Source organism: Calidithermus terrae, assembly GCF_003574345.1.
Lineage (GTDB): Bacteria > Deinococcota > Deinococci > Deinococcales > Thermaceae > Calidithermus > Calidithermus chliarophilus.
Genome location: NZ_QXDL01000357.1, coordinates 1 through 2366 on the forward strand (window position 1 = coordinate 1; position 2366 = coordinate 2366).

3 protein-coding genes are annotated in these 2366 nt (G+C 67.4%); all 3 read right to left on the reverse strand.

Annotated elements, in window-relative coordinates; translation table 11 throughout:
• Nucleotides 1-66 precede the first annotated feature (66 nt).
• Complete coding sequence (locus Mterra_RS20625; RefSeq protein WP_119316793.1) at nucleotides 67-807, reverse strand: TerC family protein; 741 nt, start codon at nucleotides 805-807, stop codon at nucleotides 67-69.
• Nucleotides 808-892: 85 nt separating this feature from the next.
• A complete protein-coding gene (locus tag Mterra_RS20630; protein ID WP_119316794.1) occupies nucleotides 893-1609 on the reverse strand; it encodes a TerC family protein in 717 nt (238 codons plus the stop codon).
• A gap of 132 nt (nucleotides 1610-1741) precedes the next feature.
• A partial coding sequence (locus Mterra_RS20635; protein WP_147373005.1) for an alpha/beta hydrolase occupies nucleotides 1742-2366 on the reverse strand: 625 nt, incomplete at its 5' end.

A 2366-nucleotide genomic window follows, 5' to 3' on the forward strand; every position in this document is an offset into this window, starting at 1 on the left:
CACCCCGTCCCTCCCCACGCGGGGAGGACGGGGTGGGGTCAACCACGAGCCACGAGCCCCATTACCCTAAACCCGTTCCTCGCTCCCCAGCTTTTCCCTCCGCTGGCTTACCGCCCAGATCGTGCCCAGCACCAGTGCGCCCAGGATGAAGAAGGAGAACTGGGTCTTGTCGATGCCGCTGACGAGTTCGGGGCGGATGAGCACCTCCTTGACGAACTTGTCCCAGCCGCCGAGGGCCAGCTTGACCCCGGCCAGGGCCACGATGGCGTAGGCTACGGCCTCGAAGCGGGGGAAGCGCTCGAGCAGGCCCACGAAGACCCCGGCCACGAAGCGCAGGGCCAGGATGCCCACGAAGACCCCGGTGAAGATGATCGCCATGTTGTCGGAGAGGGCCACCGCCACCAGCACCGAGTCCACGGCGAAGGCCAAGTCGGCGAGCTCGATCTGGGCCACGATGGTCCAGAACTGGCGGGGGGTGACGCTCTTGAGCACCCCGCCGGCGGTGAGCTCCTCGGGGGCGTGGGCGGGCCTGGCCTGTTTGCCGAAGAAGTGCTTGAAGGCGATGTAGAGCAAGTAGACCGCGCCCAGCGCCTGCACCCACCAGAACTCGATGAGCAGCGCGGCGAAGACCAGCGCCAGCCCGCGCAGCACGTAGGCCCCGGCGATGCCGTAGAACAGCGCCCGCTGCCGCCAGGGCGGGGGCAGCTTGCGCACCATGACCCCCAGCACCATGGCGTTGTCGGCCGAGAGGATGGCCTCGAGCACGATGAGAATTCCGATCACCGTCAGCGCTTGTCCGATCTCCACGTCGAACCTCCTAAGGGCACGTCTTTAGGCAAAGCCGCCACGGGGGGCGTGGCGGCGGAAAGGGGCAGGCGAGAGGGGGGAGGGGTCAGGTGCTGCTGGGGGAGCGGTCGCTCGAGCGCAGCGCCCACAGCGTGCCCACCGCCAGGATCAGCAGCGTGACGCCCAGGAACAGCTCCTTGGGCAGGTGCAGGGCCAGGGCCTCGTTGTGCAGCCACACCTCGGCGCCCAGGTTCCAGCCCTCGAGGGTGAGCTTGAGCCCGGCCCAGCCCACCACCGCGTAGGCGACCTGCTCGAGGCGGGGGTAGCTCTCCATCACCCGCACCATCCAGCCCGCGGCCAGCCGGATCAGCAGGATGCCGATGGCGACGCCGGTGAAGATCACCCAGAACACCTTGCTGAAGGCCACCACCACCAGCACCGAGTCGATGGCGAAGGCCAAGTCCACGACGTTGACCATCACCACGATGCGCCAGAAGGACTGCTGGACGGAGGCCCTGACCTCCTCCTCGGGGGACCGGACCTCGTCGGACTGGCGGCTGAGGAAGAACTTCACGGCGAGGTAGATCAGGTAGACGCCGCCGAGCACCTGGATCCACCAGACGTTGATGATCACCGTGGCGAACAGCAGGGCCAGCCCGCGCAGCACGTAGGCCCCGATGATGCCGTACAGCAGTGCTTTCTTGCGCAATTCAGGGGGCAGCGGCTTGACCATCACCGCCAGCACCATGGCGTTGTCCACGGAGAGAATCGCCTCGAGGGCGACGATGATAACGATCGCGAGGATAGCTTCGGCAAGTCCCATCCGTACCAGGGTAGCCCCAAACCCCGCGGCGCACCGCGAGCTACGCCCTGGTGACGCCAAGGCGAAAATCTGCTACAGTGGTAACCGCGCTTAAAAAAACGGCGAGTGGGGCTGAGCTGCCTTTTTGCCGTCTCAGACGGATTTTCCGCCTTGGCGGGCCTTGGGGAAGAGGTAACGCAGGCCCGGGGCCAGCCCCTGCCGCCAGGTCATCCAGTTGTGGCCGGAGGGGCGCTCGAGGTAGGCGTGGGGGTAGCCCTTGTCCTGCAGCATCGCGGCGAAGCGGCGGTTGGGGGCTAAGAGCCACTCGATCTGGCCGGTCTCGCAGTAGAAGCGCAGCGGCAGGCGCTCGGCGCCGGCGTACTGCTGGGTGAGCCACTCGGGGGCGGTGTAGCTGTCGTCGCCGCCGGGCTCGAGGGTCAGGCAGGCCGACTGGGTGCCCACCACCTGGAAAAGCTGGGGGTTGCGGAAGGCCAGCCAGGCCGAGACCACCCCGCCCAGGCTGGCGCCCCAAAGCCCCTTCTGCTCGGTCTTGCCGTAGTGGGACTCCACGGCGGGGATGATCTCCTGCAGCAGGAATTGCTCGTACTGGGGGTTGAACCAGTACTCGCTGCGCCGGTCCTCGGGCTCGATGAACACCATGCGCACGGGCTCGATCTCGCCGTGCTCGCACAGCGCTTCGGCGATGTCGGCGAACTGGGCGGTGCGGTAGTAGGCCACGCCGTCCTGGACGTAGAGCGTGGTGCGGGGGGGCTGGGAG

Coding starts and splice junctions, on each gene's coding strand:
- Mterra_RS20630 (WP_119316794.1), bottom strand. CDS start 1,609: ATGGGACTTGCCGAAGCTATCCTCGCGATCGTTATCATCGTCGCCCTC.